Source organism: Mucilaginibacter polytrichastri, from assembly GCF_001911425.1.
GTDB classification, from domain to species: domain Bacteria; phylum Bacteroidota; class Bacteroidia; order Sphingobacteriales; family Sphingobacteriaceae; genus Mucilaginibacter; species Mucilaginibacter polytrichastri.
Genome location: NZ_MPPL01000001.1, coordinates 1845581 through 1859780 on the forward strand (window position 1 = coordinate 1845581; position 14200 = coordinate 1859780).

A 14200-nucleotide genomic window follows, 5' to 3' on the forward strand; every position below is an offset into this window, starting at 1 on the left:
CAAATATTCAAATTTTTTAAGCATAAAAAATCTGTAACTCTAAAATCAGTTAATATTGAACGAACTTAAATTATCTTTAGAGAATATAAACCCAGCCGTATTGTGGGGTCCTAATAATGATCATTTTGAAATTATTAAGAAGCAATACCCTAAACTTAAGATTGTTGCGCGTGGCAACGAAGTTAAAATTTTAGGCGATGACCACGAATTAAAAGTGTTCGGAGAAAAATTTCAACATCTGCTAAATCACGTAGAAAAATTCGACAATCTCAATATTACGGATATCGAACGCATCCTTGGATCAAAGGTGCAGCAACCGCAGGCAGAACCAAGTAATGATAAATCGACTACGGGCGAGGTTATTGTATTTGGCCCTAATGGTGTTATGGTTAAGGCCCGCACGGCCAACCAGCGCCGTATGGTTGATAGTATTGATACCAGCGATATCCTTTTTGCCATTGGCCCCGCTGGTACTGGTAAAACCTATACGGCTGTAGCACTGGCCTGCAGGGCGTTGAAAAATAAAGAGATCAAAAGGATTATCTTAACCCGACCGGCTGTTGAAGCAGGGGAGAACCTGGGCTTTTTGCCGGGAGACCTTAAGGAAAAGATAGACCCGTATTTGCGCCCTTTATATGATGCCCTGGATGATATGATACCGGCCGAAAAGTTGAAAACTTACCTCGAGAACCGCACCATAGAAATTGCACCGCTGGCTTTTATGCGTGGCCGTACGCTTGATAATTGCTTTGTGATATTAGATGAGGCACAAAATGCCACTGATATGCAATTGAAAATGTTTTTAACCCGTATGGGTCCAACCGCCAAGTTTATTGTAACGGGCGATGTAACCCAGATAGATTTGCCTAAAAAACAACAATCGGGTTTGCATACTGCGCTACGCATCCTGACGGATATTAAAGGCATCGATATTATTTACCTTACCGGCGAAGACGTTGTGCGCCACAAGCTGGTACGTAAAATATTAGAAGCTTACGGAGATATACAATAATTTCAGATTAGAGATATGAGATATTAGATTTGAGACTAAAACTGTTTTAGTCTTATATTTGGAATCTTATATCTCACATCTAAAATCTCATATCTAAATGTACGCTATAAAAGAAACACAATTCAATTTTCCCGATCAAACCTCCTTTTATAAAGGGAAAGTACGCGATGTGTACACGATAAAAAATAAATACCTGGTTATGGTGGTAAGCGACCGCATCTCTGCTTTTGATGTGGTTTTGCCCGAGCCTATCCCTTACAAAGGGCAGGTGCTTAACCAAATTGCGGCCAAGTTTTTAAAATCAACCGAAGATATTGTACCTAACTGGGTGGTTTCAGTTCCAGATCCAAGCGTTACTATTGGGCTTATTTGTGAGCCATTTAAAGTGGAGATGGTAATACGCGGTTACCTTGCCGGCCATGCCTGGCGCGAATACAGTGCCGGTAAGCGTGAAGTTTGCGGTGTTAGCTTGCCCGAGGGATTGAAAGAAAATGATAAACTTCCTCAGCCAATTATTACCCCAACCACTAAAGCATCGGTAGGGCACGATGAAGATATTTCGAGAGAAGATATTGTTGGCAAAGGTATTGTAAGTAGTGAAGACTATGAGCAACTGGAAAGATATACCCGCGCCGTATACCAGCGCGGTACCGAAATTGCAGCAAAACAGGGTTTAATACTGGTTGATACCAAATATGAATTTGGTAAATACAATGGTGAAATTTATTTAATAGACGAGATCCACACGCCAGACTCTTCCCGGTATTTTTACAGCGAAGGTTACGAAGAGCGTCAGCAAAATGGCGAAGCGCAAAAACAGCTATCGAAAGAATTTGTAAGAAAATGGCTGATTGAAAATGGTTTTCAGGGTAAAGACGGGCAAGCAGTACCCGAAATGACACCAGAGATTGTTGAATCTATTTCTGAAAGATATATAGAGCTTTACAATAAAATTACCGGTGAAAATTTTGTTAAACCCGAAGGAACTGAAATATTAAAAAGGGTTGAGCAAAATGTAAGCACGGCACTTGCAGCTCTGTAATTTTAATTATAAACAAAATAGTTATATCTTTACTATATAAACATCATCATATATAATGAAATTTTCGATTGATAAACACGAGAAATACGTAGTGCTGAAGTTGAATGAATCAAAATTGAATTCGTTATTTACACCACAGCTAAAATCAGAACTTATTCTTGTGAATGCCGAAGGACAAAGGAATATTATCCTTGACCTGTGCCAGGTTAAGTTTGCAGATTCATCTGGCCTGAGCAGTTTATTGGTTGGTCATCGTTTATGTAAAAATGCCGAAGGTGTTTTTATCCTATCGGGTTTAAGCGAGGCTGTTGCCCGCCTCATCACCATCTCGCAATTGGATAGCGTTTTAACTATTGTTCCTTCTGTCGAAGAAGCTGTTGACCTCGTTTTTATGGAGGAAATAGAAAAAGAACTAAAAAAAGAAGCAAAATAAGCCCATGTATGTTTAGCCTTCATGAAGTTTGAAGTAACGATACTTGGCAGCAGCTCGGCAACTCCCATATATAACAGAAATCCAACCGCGCAGGCACTCAATATTAATGAGCGAATATATTTAATTGATTGCGGCGAAGGCACGCAGCAGCAAATGTTAAAGTTTGATGTAAAGGCCAGCCGCATAGATCATATATTCATCAGCCACCTCCATGGCGATCATTACCTGGGCTTGGTAGGCTTGTTATCTTCCCTGCATCTTAACGGGCGTGTAAAACCACTCAAACTTTTTGGGCCTGCGCCGTTAAAAGAAATTATTGATATGCAGTTTAAGTATTCTGATACTACACTGCATTATGAGATTGAATTTTATCCTACGGACCCAACCGCACCGCAGGTTATATTAGAAAACCAGGATATCTCTGTAGAAACCATTCCGCTCGATCACCGGATAGCATGTACCGGCTTTATCTTCAGGCAGAAAAAGACCTTGCGTAAGCTTATTAAAGAGAAGGTAGAAGCACTGGAAATTCCCATCAATTATTATTCGCCATTAAAGCGCGGGCAAAATTATGTAGCGCCAGATGGTACGGTGTATCAAAATGAGGAATTGACTATAGATTCTTTAGCACCCAAAATGTATGCTTATTGCTCTGATACTTTGTATAATAAGCGTTACTTTGAGCAAATAGCTAATGCCAACTTGTTGTACCACGAAGCCACGTTTTTACATAACATGCTGGATCGCGCTTTGCAAACACACCACACAACAGCCCTAGAGGCCGGAGATGTAGCTTTACAAACCGAAGCGCATCAATTGCTCATTGGTCACTTTTCTGCACGTTACAAAACTTTAAATGAGCTTTTGGATGAAGCCAGAAGTGTTTTCCCAAACACTGAACTGGCCATAGAAGGCAAAACGTTTAAAATAGGGGCATAGCCCCTAATATTACTTGTCTTTTTTCCCGCCGAATACTGAGAAGCTTACGTAGCGGCTTGGATGTGCCTTAATATCAATAAACAGGTTATTTAAGTTACCCGATGCAGCGTTGAGATTATTATACATCTTATCGTCGTTAAGCAATAATGATAAAGAACCTGTGCCATTGTTAATCTTGGCTACCGTCGCCTGCAAATCTGCTACTGTTTTATTAGCGTTGTCAAGCGTTTGCTTAACGTTTCCGTTAGCCAGATCTGTACTAAAGGTTTCAAAGTTGGTTGAAACCGTTTGCAGATGCGCTGTTGTAACCTTTAAGTTCGATGAAACAACTTCTGCATTGTTCATAATATTACCAATGTGTTTGCTTTGTCCGCCAACCAGGTTATCAATTTTTTTGGTAGTGCCTTCGAGTGTTTGCAATGAGTTGGCAATGCTTAAGAAGCTGCGGTCAACATTTTTTTGAAAATCCGGGTTCAGGATCTTATTTACCGAACTCAATGTCGAATCCAGTTTTGCAAAAAGCAATTCTGCCTTTCTTTGTATAGGCTGCAAGCTTTCGGCCAGGCTGCCTTGTACATCTGCCCTTAATGTATCCTGGTCTTCTGCATACTCTTTACTGGTGCCTAGTTCAAAAATGATTGCCTTACCGCCCAAAAGGTCGGTGCTTTCTAATTTTGCCAGCGTATTTACTGGTACGTTGTATTGATGGTCTATTTTAAACTGCACTATTGTGCGTCCATCGGGCCGTAGTTGCATTTTTGAAACCTTACCGATCGGGAAACCATTAACCAATACAGGTTTTGAAACGGTAAGCCCTTCTACGCTCCTGTAAACAGCATAAAAACGGTTATCGCCCGAAAATACGTCTGAGCCTTTTAAGTAACTGTAGCCTAATAGTAAAATAGCAATAGCTAATACAGTTAATATCCCAACTTTGGTTTCGTTATTTATTTTCAAAATGTAGATGTTTTAAATTTTCGGTCAAATTTAGTTAGTATTGTTCTAATTCCCTTTTGTAAGTCTGTACCGATCTTACAATTGTACTTATTATTTCGTTTTGTCCTTCTTCAGAATTTAAGTAAGCCTCGTCTTTGGGGTTATTGATATACCCAGTTTCTACCAGCACGGCAGGCATAGCGCTATGGCACAATATTAAAATGCTCTGCTCCCTAACCCCTTCGCTTGGCCGCCCATCTGTTTCTTTAAATTCGTCGTTCAATATGTTTGCCAGACGAATACTGTTTTTCCTGTATTTATTTTTAAACGCATTAAGCAGTATCATCTGGGTGGGGTCGTTAAAATCCACCGTACTTCCACCATTAACATCTTTTTCCTCAATTAAGTTTTCCCTTATTGCAGCTGCTTCTTCATTATCACCACCTTTTTCATTGCCTCCGCGGTGAAAACCGTATACCAGCAGCAAAACTCCCCGGCCCGATTGATCGGGAACGCGTGTTCTACGCCCCCTTACCGTTACGGTTCTATCAGATAAAGAATTACAATGCAAAGAAATAAAAAGATCGGCCTTTGCTTCATTGGCTATATCAGAACGTTTTTGCCATAAAATATCATCGTCGGTGGTGCGGGTCATCACAACTTTAACCTCCGGCACATCTTTTTGTAAAGCTTTCTGCAATTTAAAAGCCAATGCCAGCGTTACATTCTTTTCAACGGAATAATCGCCGGACGCCCCGGCTCTTTTTCCACCATGGCCGGCATCAACTACAATTGTTCTAACTTTATAACCATTGTAAACCGCGCTGTCTTTTTTAGCTGTATCTGGTAAAATATTAAATGAAAACAATGGAATTGAAAACAGTAATATACAAGTACCGTAAATGAATCTTTTGAATGCTTTATTTTTCATTATTTTTGAACGCTGTTATCTGAACTGCAAAAATACTATTCGAAACTAAAATTGAAATTCGCCAGTCTAATTTTTCTCTTATTAATTGTTATCGCGGCGAATGTATCATTAGCTGCCCATAATAACGCTTTTAACAAGCATATATTGGCAATTGATACAATTATCCAACGTGATACATTGCCTAAAACCAAAGCAACTACAGGTAAAAAAGGCAAACCCGTTAAAGGGGCAAAACCCGTATCCGCAGCTAAAGATACATCTTCAAAATCAAAAGGTGGCCTCCAATCCATGGTAAAATGGAATGCAGAGGATTCTACCTACAGCGATAATGAAAAAAACATCATGTATTTGTATGGTAAAGCACGGGTTACCTATGAAGATTTTGAACTTGATGCTGATTATATCAGGGTTGATCAAAAAAACCACATGATATTTGCCCGCGGCCGCACCGACCCTAAAACCCATCGTTACGTGGGGCGGCCCATCACTAAACAAAAGAACGATAAGCCTGCCGCTGCCGACTCTATATATTACAACTACGAAACTAAGAAGGGAAAGATTTTTAATCCGGCTTCAGAGCAGGGTGGCAACTTTGTATCGGGCGGTTTGGCTAAGAAATTAAACGAAACAGAGGTTGCTTATCACAACGTATTATATAGTACCTGTGATTTACCCTACCCGGATACGCACTTTGGTATTGTAATAACCAAGGGTATTGCAGAAAAAAACCAAATTATATCTGGCCCCGCATACCTGGAAATTGCGGGTGTACCACTGCCGCTTGCGCTTCCTTTCGGCTTTTTTCCGAAACCCAATTCTAGGGCGTCTGGTGTTATATTGCCTACTTTTGGCGAAGATCCTAAACGGGGTTTCTTTTTGCAAAACTTTGGATACTACATTGGCCTTAACGATAATATAGATTTAACCAATACTGCCTCGGTTTATTCAAAAGGCTCTTACGAGATAGGTACCACGGCACGCTATATCAAAAGATACGAGTACACAGGTACCGCCAGGTTTGATTATAGCTCAAACAATTACGGTAACCCAGGCGATCCTTCGCAGAAAACATTTAACATTTTATGGTCGCACTCGCAAGATCCTAATGCGCACCCCGGCTCTGTTTTTAGCGCATCGGTAAATGCGGGTTCAAGCAGTTATTACTCCAACTCAGGCGCACAGCAGAATTATAACTTACAGCAGATCACCCAAAATAACCTGCACTCAAGTATTGCTTATTCTAAGGTTTGGGCAGGCACGCCGTTTAACTTTACCATTAATGCAGACCACAGCCAGGATTTGGCTAAAAAAACTGTTGACTTGTCTTTGCCGTCGTTTTCTTTTAACATGTCAAGTTTAAGCCCCTTTGATTCTAAAGACAGGGTAGGCGAGCAAAAGTGGTATCAGAAAATATCGGTAGCTTACAGTGCAACAGGTTCAAACAAAATTTCGGGTGTGCCAGAAAATGAACTCTTTCAGGCTAATACGTTGGCAAAACGTTTTCAAAGTGGTATTAAACAAAATATACCCATTAGCTTAAACTTAACCTTTTTAAAGTTCTTCCAGTTTAGCACAAACGTAAATTATACCGAATACTGGAACTTTCAAACCATTAAACAATCATATAACAGGGCCAGCATAACATCAAGCCCATTAGTGATTGATACTGTAGCAGGTTTTAAACGCGCAGGCGAATACAATCTGGGTGCGTCGCTATCTACCAAGTTATATGGTACTATGAACTTTAAAGGAAAATTAAAAGCAATCAGGCACGTAATGACTCCTTCGTTAAGTTTTAATTACCATCCAGATTTTGGCGATCCAAGCTATGGCTATTACAAAACCATTGTAACACAAAATGCAGTGCCATATCCTTATGCAGCAACTACTTACTCTATTTTTAATGGTACAGCAGTAGGAGGGCCAAGTGCGGGTAAACAGGCCGGGGTAGGCTTTAGCTTAGATAATACTATTGAAGCCAAAGTACGGGCTAAAAGTACCGATACCTCGCAAACCGACCGGAAAATACAAATACTGCAAGGTTTAACATTTTCTACTTTTTATAATTTCGCGGCAGATTCATTTAAACTGTCGCCAATTGCGTTTAGCGGGCACACGGCAATCTTTAATCAAAAATTAAACATCAGCTTTGGTGGTGTATTTAATCCATATGAGGTTAATATCCGCGATTCTATTTCTGGTAACCAGGTTAAAAAGTACTCACAACTTATAGACCGTTATACCTGGCAGGATGGGCATTTGCCGCGGCTTACATCATTTTATGCTTCTACTGATATCAGCTTAAACTCCAATGCCAAAACAGGTAACCGGCTTGCACCTAACCTGCAAAATACCGTGAATAACAATGTACAGCAGGGGCTTACGCCCGAACAGGCAGAACGCCTGGCATTGGTAAGCCAGGATCAGAGTGCGTTTGTTGATTTTAATGTACCCTGGAATATTAACCTGAGTTATAGTTTTAATTATGCTAACAATGTAACTTCAACAACAGTAACCAATACCATACAGGCGAGGGGCGATGTAAACATTACCCCAAAATGGAAAATTACCTATTATTCTGATTTGGATATCAGGAAACAAAAGGTAAGTACCTGCCAATTGGGTATTTACCGCGATTTGCATTGCTGGGATCTGGCCATGCAATGGATTCCGTTTGGATATTTGAAAATGTATAGCGTGATGTTACGCGTTAAAGCATCTATTTTGCAGGATCTGAAACTGAGTAAAAGAAGCGACTTTACGAACAATCAATATTATAATCCTTATTATTAAAATATGCTTGCCGAAATTATTACCATAGGCGATGAAATACTGATCGGGCAGATCGTAGATACCAATTCGGCCTGGATGGCTACGCATTTAAATGGCGTAGGTGTACGGGTTAAACAAATATCATCGGTATCAGATGATAAGCAGCATATTTTAAATGCGCTGGCCGAAGCGCATAAACGTGCCGATGTTATTTTAATAACCGGTGGCTTGGGTCCCACTAAGGATGACATTACCAAAAAAACACTTGCTGAATATTTTGGCGTAGGTTTTAGGAGTGACGAGACAGCCCTGGAAAATGTAAAGCAGATTTTTGCCAAATACAACCGCCCGTTGTTGGATGTAAATATCCAGCAGGCCGAAGTGCCAGAAAACTGTGAAGTGATTTATAACGGTAATGGTACTGCACCCGGTATGTGGTTTGATTATGATGGCAAGATCTATATTTCGATGCCGGGAGTGCCGTTTGAGATGCAATACATGATGCAGGAAACTGTGATCCCAAAACTGGAGCAAAAGTTTCAACTTCCAAAAGTAATTCACAGAACTATTTTAACAGTAGGTGAGGGCGAATCTTTTTTGGCCGAAAGAATAGCCGATATAGAAAATAGTTTACCGCCTACCATCAAGCTGGCCTATCTGCCTAAATTGGGCCAGGTGCGCTTAAGATTAAGCGGTTATGAAGACAAAACAGGCGATCTGCAAAAACAGATAGACTATTATACCGCCTTGCTGGTTGAGCGAGCAGGCAAGATTGTAGTAGCCCAGGAAGACATCCCGTTAGAGCAGGCTATACTAAACAAAATGGCCGCCCGTAACTTAACCTTGTCTGTTGCCGAAAGTTGTACAGGCGGTTATATATCGCACTTGTTTACCCAGCATGCAGGCTCATCGCAAGTGTTTTTTGGCGGGGCTGTTTCCTATTCGTACGAATTAAAGGAAAGTATTTTGGGTGTGAAAAATGAAACCCTCTGGCAGTATGGTGCCGTAAGCGAACCTACTGTTACCGAGATGGTTTTTGGTGCGCTGCTCAACTTTAAATCAGACTATGCTATTGCGGTAACCGGTATTGCCGGCCCGGGTGGGGGCATGCCCGATAAACCTGTAGGTACTGTATGGATAGGGGTAGCCGGAGGGGGCAAAAGCCTCATTAAAAAATTTACTTTCGGTAGTAAAAGGATACAAAATATAGAACGTACGGCTATAACAGCTTTGGGTATGTTAAATACTTTATTAACAGAAGTTGATTAAACACGCCGAAATAGCTTAAATTTGACAGATTAATAATAGGAAATTATCTATGTCGAATTATCAGTTGTTGCTGCCAAAAATGGGCGAAAGCGTAGCGGAAGCAACCATTATAAAATGGTTAAAAAACCCTGGTGATTATATTGAGGCTGATGAAGCTATTTTAGAGATCGCTACCGACAAGGTTGACTCTGAAGTGCCATCGCCCGTAGCCGGTAAATTAACCGAACAACTTTTTAAGGTTGATGATGTGGTACAAGTTGGTGCTGTAATAGCACTGATTGAAGTTGAAGAAAAGGCTGCTGTAAGCACGCCCTCTACGGGTGATGTACCACCTAAAACCGCACCTGCATTACAAGCTACGCCTGCACAAACACAAAATATCCCTGGCCTAAGTCAGCTGGAAAATAGGGAAACGGTAGTTCAGCAGCAGCCGTTGCAAGCAGGCGGCAGCCAGTCAGACCGTTTTTATTCGCCTTTGGTAAAAAGTATAGCCGCACAGGAAGGTGTGAGCTTAGCAATATTAGATACCATAAAAGGTACCGGTGCCGAAGGCCGCCTTACCAAAGAAGATCTTTTAAACTATCTGCAAAACAATACTGGCAAGTTACAGCAGTCACAAGCTGCTGCAGCGTCATCACAACCTGTGCCGCAGCCACAAACGCAAGCATCACAGCAACAGGCTGTACAACCGCAGCAAACAGCGCCAAACCAGCAAGTGCCGCCGTTGCAGCAACAGCCTTATGGTATGCCTTTGCAGCAACCACAGCCGGTTTATCAGCAAGCTTATATGCAGCCTACGGTATACCAACAAGCGCCTTACGTGGTTTATCAGCCTATTTATGCGCCACCGGGATACCCACAGCAGCCACCACTTTACTATGCCATGCCGCCCGGTTATCCGCAACCACTATATCCGCAACAGCCAGAACCACAGCAACCGCAAGCCCAGCCTGTTGCAAAGCCATCTGGTAATGGAATATCTATAGGGGCTGATGACGAGATCATTGAAATGGATCGTATGCGTCGCCTTATTGCAGACCATATGGTAAACAGCGTGCAAATTGCACCACATGTAACCTCGTTTATTGAGGTTGATGTAACCAATATGGTGCAATGGCGCGAAAAGGCTAAAAAGCAATTCGAAACCAAGTATGGCCAGAAGCTTACTTTTACACCCATATTTATTGAAGCCGTTGCCAGTGCTATTAAGGCGATGCCGATGATCAATGTATCGGTTAGCGGTACACAGATCATTAAGCGTAAAAATATCAACATTGGTATGGCAACTGCCTTGCCAACGGGTAACCTCATTGTGCCGGTAATACGTAATGCCGATGAGAAGAACCTTGTTACTTTAGCACAATCTGTTAATGACCTGGCCGACCGCGCCCGCAAAAATAAATTACAGCCCGACGAAATAAAAGATGGAACATTTACCATAACCAACGTAGGTACGTTTGGTAATGTAATGGGTACACCCATCATCAACCAGCCGCAGGTAGCTATTATGGCGCTTGGTGCCATTAAGAAAAAACCGGCTGTAATAGAAACTCCCAACGGCGATATGATCGCCATCAGGCACATGATGTTCCTGTCGTTATCATATGATCACCGGGTGGTTGATGGCTCTCTGGGTGGTTCTTTTATCAAAAAGGTAACCGATTACCTGGAAAGCTGGGATAGTAACAGGGAAGTATAGATGAATGAATTCGGATTTCGAATGTTCAATTTCGGATTTTAAATATATCGTAGAGACACACTTTGTGTCTCTTTTTGTTTGTACTCCATGTATACGGGTATATCAAGCAATTTTAAGGGGGAGAAAACTTATTTTCCCGCCTTTATTCCTGACACAAAGCTATCCGTTCGTCCAAAAGCATAGCCCTTTCCCTGACCCCAGGCTATAAAATCAGTTAATCTTGCCACAAAGCTATCTCCTGTATTTTTAACTACATATCCAGGGAAACCGTATTGCTCGGGCTTGTCAAGATCTGTAAATTCCCAGGGGTGAAAGTAGAGGTTAAGGTAACCATCTTTACGATGGGTGGCGGCGCTTAACCACTTAATTATACCCATTGGCAGGTTATGAAAGCTCAGCCAAAATAAAGGGAACCGTATAAGCGGAGAAACAGATGAAGGCAACTGTAGCACGTTTTCGAAATAAAACCACTTACGGGGTTTGCTGAAGTTATTATACCTGCCTGGTAACCAGGTGGGGTTAATAGACGAGTTGTATATATATCCTGCTTTTTCAATCTCTTTTTCATCAACCGGCATCATGCGGGCCATGCGGTAGCCAATTACCGGCTTGCCGGTAAGTTCCTCCAGCTTTAATTTAGATTGCAGCAGGTGCTCGGGTTTAAAATCAGAGTGATAATAGCCGTGCGATGCTACTTCGTGTCCTTGTGCTATGATCTCAGCAATTACTTCGGGTTTGTTTTGGGCATAATTAGCTGTACAGTAAAAGGTAGCTTTTATGCCGGCCTGTTTTAAAATATCCAGTATTTTATAGGTTCCTTCGGTAGATACAGCCAGTTGCTCGGGGAAAGATATTTCCTTATGGTACTCAAATGGCATATCGAATTCTTCGATATCAAAGCTTAACAAGATCATTATTTACGCGTTGCAAATTTGTAGAACGGATGATATAATTTGGCCTTTGTTTAGATTGCATAAACAATTTGCCCAGGTACATGCCAATAATACCCAGCACCATGAGCTGCACACCACCAAAAAAAACAATGGTAGCCAGTATAGACGACCAGCCCGAAACAACATGGCCGGTAAAGTAGCTGATTAAGATATAAGGTATATACAATACAGCCAGTAACGAAAAGAACAAACCAATGCCTGTGGCAATGTAAAGCGGCCTTACACTAAAAGCTGTAATGCCCTGTACCGCAAATTTTACCATCTTTTTTACGGTGTATTTGCTTTTGCCGGAGAAGCGGGCCTCTGCCTGGTAATAAATAGCGTACTGTTTAAAGCCCAGCCATTTTACCAGTCCGCGCATAAACAGGCCGTTTTCATTGAGGGTACTTAATACATTAGCTACCCGGCGGTCAATCAGCCTGAAATCTGCAGTACCCTTTTCAAGTTTGGTGTCAGACAGGGAGTTGATCATTTTATAGAACAGGTCGGATGATTTGTTTTTGAAGATCGTAGCCTCATCCTGGTACTCACGGCAGGTGTAAACCACGTCATAGTCTTCTTCCCATTTCTCTATAAACTGCGGGATCATTTCGGGCGGGTGCTGCATATCGCCATCCATACTGATAATGCAATCGCCATCGGCATAATCATATCCGGCTTTTAGTGCATTTTGGTGGCCAAAGTTGCGAGAGAGTTCTAAGTAATAAAGGTTATCATCTAAATCGCCAATGCTTCTCAGCTTCTCAATGGTACCGTCAGAACTGCCATCGTCAACAAAAATAACTTCGTAGGTATAGGGCAGTGTTTTAAGTACGGCTATTAACCTTGTGGCCAGCAAATCGATATTACCAACCTCGTTATAAGACGGAATTACAACCGAAATTTTCTTCTTTATCATGTTAAAACTACCTTTTCAGCGCTCTTGTGGCTAAAACTTCTTGTTAAAATTTCGTAACTAATTTTCAACCAAATTACAAAGCAAGGTAGTGCTTTAAATGCATAAGGTTTGATATAATGCTTGTTGATATACTTAGGAAATAGGTCTGAAGGCGACAAACTGGTAATAAGCAAGGCAAATACCAGCAATAATATTTCGAACCCGGTAACAGGCCTGTCGAGGTTCATAAACCAAATCGCCACGCCTGTAAAAGCAATAATATAAGTAGGTGACTCGGAGCCTGTGCTAAATATAACGGTAAAAATAAGTGTAGAAGACAGCAGCAGATACCTGAACTGCAGGTTATTAAACCACTTGATGCGAATATATGCGGTCGCAAATAACAGTAATCCCGGGAGGATAACCAGGGTATTAGACAGGTTAGGATAACTGAATACGCGCCTGATCATCCCCATCACAGAAATGTCCTGCATGGTAGAGATTGTATTCTCTGCGTTTTTATGCGACAAGCTATTGTACCAGTCTAAATAGGATTGGTTTACAAAATGTGATGAAGAGACTAGCATAGGCAATACATACAATACAGCAGACCATAGCACAAAGCTCCAGATAAACTTTACCTTGTCTTTCGAGAAAAAGAAAAAAGCCAACCCTACAATGCCGTACAGCTTAATGAGTGTGCCAGCAACAATCAGTAGCGTGGCCCAGAAATCCTGCTTACGGTTAATAAATACAAAGCTAAGAATAATAATAGCTGCCATACAGGGGTTAAACTGCACATTAAAGGAAGCAGTCATGAGTTCGTGGGCGCATATTAATAATACGGCAAGTTGTTGATTTAGGGTAAAAGGCAGTTGACGTATAGCTATGTACAATACAAGCGCATTAAACATTACCCATAAAACAGCCCCGGCGCCATCTGGCAAATAAGTAAAAGGAGCTATAATTAAACCAAACAACGGCCCGTAGTGGTTGGAATCCATATAGAATTCGGGCTGTAGGTTATATAAATTATGCTGACCTATTAAATTAATAAAAGTATACTTATATATAAGATAGTTGTTGATATGGTGATGTGCTGCTTGCTTAATAACAGCGGCCAGGCTTAGCCCAAACCATATAACAGTAACAAAATATTTATTTAACAGCAGTTTGCCCAGTTTTGACATTAATTATAATTGTCGGCTTATTTGTTACAAATATAATTATTAGGCAGGCATTATATTAAGTTGGGGCGTAAAAAAGAAAAGGTCCCGCAAATGCGGAACCTTTCTTTTAAAAACAACATCAGGAATCTTCACAAATCAAAGTTATTT

General features: G+C 41.1%; 12 protein-coding genes. 7 read left to right on the plus strand and 5 right to left on the minus strand.

The genetic code is table 11. The annotated features are described in order from the left end of the window. Positions 1 to 55 precede the first annotated feature (55 nt). From RG47T_RS08015 to RG47T_RS08030, 4 genes are all read left to right on the plus strand, one after another. Positions 56 to 1012 (plus strand): PhoH family protein, encoded by a 957-nt coding sequence (locus RG47T_RS08015; protein WP_074488934.1) that lies wholly within the window; start codon positions 56 to 58, stop codon positions 1010 to 1012. 97 nt (positions 1013 to 1109) lie between these two features. Further along, entirely contained in the window at positions 1110 to 2054 is a 945-nt protein-coding gene (locus RG47T_RS08020; protein ID WP_074488935.1) for a phosphoribosylaminoimidazolesuccinocarboxamide synthase, read from the plus strand. Between the two features lie 55 nt (positions 2055 to 2109). Then, complete coding sequence (locus RG47T_RS08025; protein WP_074488936.1) at positions 2110 to 2487, plus strand: STAS domain-containing protein; 378 nt, start codon at positions 2110 to 2112, stop codon at positions 2485 to 2487. A 21-nt stretch (positions 2488 to 2508) separates the two neighbouring features. Next, positions 2509 to 3426 carry a ribonuclease Z gene (locus RG47T_RS08030; RefSeq protein WP_074488937.1) on the plus strand — a complete coding sequence of 306 codons (918 nt, stop codon included), beginning with the start codon at positions 2509 to 2511 and terminating at the stop codon, positions 3424 to 3426. A gap of 9 nt (positions 3427 to 3435) precedes the next feature. Here the strand turns inward: RG47T_RS08030 and RG47T_RS08035 are convergent, their stop codons facing one another. Both RG47T_RS08035 and RG47T_RS08040 read right to left on the minus strand, forming a co-directional pair. After that, positions 3436 to 4383, minus strand: coding sequence for an MlaD family protein (locus RG47T_RS08035; RefSeq protein ID WP_074488938.1), 948 nt, complete (start codon positions 4381 to 4383; stop codon positions 3436 to 3438). A 34-nt stretch (positions 4384 to 4417) separates the two neighbouring features. After that, positions 4418 to 5293, minus strand: a complete 876-nt coding sequence (locus RG47T_RS08040; protein ID WP_083627337.1) for an N-acetylmuramoyl-L-alanine amidase family protein — start codon at positions 5291 to 5293, stop codon at positions 4418 to 4420. A 144-nt stretch (positions 5294 to 5437) separates the two neighbouring features. On the opposite strand from RG47T_RS08040, the gene RG47T_RS08045 reads away from it, so the two are divergent. The 3 genes from RG47T_RS08045 to RG47T_RS08055 are packed head-to-tail and all read left to right on the plus strand — an operon-like array spanning position 5438 to position 11033. After that, positions 5438 to 8086, plus strand: a complete 2649-nt coding sequence (locus RG47T_RS08045; RefSeq protein WP_091690974.1) for a putative LPS assembly protein LptD — start codon at positions 5438 to 5440, stop codon at positions 8084 to 8086. A 3-nt stretch (positions 8087 to 8089) separates the two neighbouring features. Beyond that, the gene (locus RG47T_RS08050; protein ID WP_074488940.1) at positions 8090 to 9334 is read left to right on the plus strand and encodes a competence/damage-inducible protein A; all 1245 of its coding nucleotides are present in this window, start codon (positions 8090 to 8092) and stop codon (positions 9332 to 9334) included. Between the two features lie 49 nt (positions 9335 to 9383). After that, positions 9384 to 11033: a dihydrolipoamide acetyltransferase family protein gene (locus RG47T_RS08055; protein WP_074488941.1), complete on the plus strand. Its 1650-nt coding sequence runs from the start codon at positions 9384 to 9386 to the stop codon at positions 11031 to 11033. 128 nt (positions 11034 to 11161) lie between these two features. Here the strand turns inward: RG47T_RS08055 and RG47T_RS08060 are convergent, their stop codons facing one another. From RG47T_RS08060 to RG47T_RS08070, 3 genes are read right to left on the minus strand one after another with little or no spacing between them, the layout of a single operon-like run. Next, a complete protein-coding gene (locus RG47T_RS08060) occupies positions 11162 to 11947 on the minus strand; it encodes a polysaccharide deacetylase family protein (RefSeq protein WP_074488942.1) in 786 nt (261 codons plus the stop codon). Beyond that, positions 11928 to 12884, minus strand: coding sequence for a glycosyltransferase family 2 protein (locus tag RG47T_RS08065; protein WP_074488943.1), 957 nt, complete (start codon positions 12882 to 12884; stop codon positions 11928 to 11930). The genes RG47T_RS08060 and RG47T_RS08065 overlap by 20 nt, the downstream gene beginning before the upstream one ends. Next, positions 12881 to 14053 (minus strand): glycosyltransferase family 87 protein, encoded by a 1173-nt coding sequence (locus RG47T_RS08070; RefSeq protein ID WP_074488944.1) that lies wholly within the window; start codon positions 14051 to 14053, stop codon positions 12881 to 12883. Before RG47T_RS08070 ends, RG47T_RS08065 begins: the two co-directional genes overlap by 4 nt. Positions 14054 to 14200 lie beyond the last annotated feature (147 nt).